Source organism: Campylobacter sp. RM9333 (assembly GCF_020137705.1).
Taxonomy (GTDB): domain Bacteria; phylum Campylobacterota; class Campylobacteria; order Campylobacterales; family Campylobacteraceae; genus Campylobacter_E.
In genome coordinates this window covers 1-688 of record NZ_JACGAY010000057.1, presented here as the reverse complement: position 1 = coordinate 688, position 688 = coordinate 1, and the positions used below count along the sequence as shown (strand labels likewise).

The 688-nt window shown below is 20.3% G+C and carries 1 tRNA gene; it reads right to left on the bottom strand.

From position 1 onward, the window contains the following. Window positions 1-581 precede the first annotated feature (581 nt). A tRNA-Ile gene (locus tag AVBRAN9333_RS09430) sits at window positions 582-658 on the bottom strand. Between the last annotated feature and the right edge of the window lie 30 nt (window positions 659-688).

Below are 688 nucleotides of genomic sequence, written 5' to 3'. Positions count from 1 at the left end.
TAACCCCCCCCCAACCACTCTAAACAACATAAACAATACTTTAAATTAAAAACTAAAAAGCAATTAAAATCTCATTCTAAAACAACCTTCACTAACTACTAAAAACAATTAAAAACACACACCATAATAAAATAATCTAAAACATAATCACTAAACATAAAAAGCTATTTTTATTAAAAGAATTTAAAACTTATAAATACTTTATAAAAACATTAATTATATTAACTCTTAAAAATACAACTAATATTTTATTTAATAGTAAAAACATAATTATCACTTATAATTTAAATTACTTATTACTATAAGAGTTATTTTAAAAAGATAATATATATGCTATCAAATATCACACCACTTTAATAAGTATTATAATTTATATAAAAATAGCTTTAAACATAACTACAAGCTAAATAAGTAAAAATAAGTATTTTTAAATAAATTCAAATATCATTAAAAATATAAATATTATTTATAAGTTTTAATCTAAAATAAATACACAAGTAAAACCTAAAATAATACTAAAAACTACATATATTAAAAAGATTTAAAAAAATAATTTAAAAGATAGATAAAAAGAATAAAAATGGTGGGCCTAACAAGACTTGAACTTGTGACCTCACCCTTATCAGGGGTGCACTCTAACCAGCTGAGCTATAGGCCCTTAAGAAGTAGAATTATTGTTATCTTATTT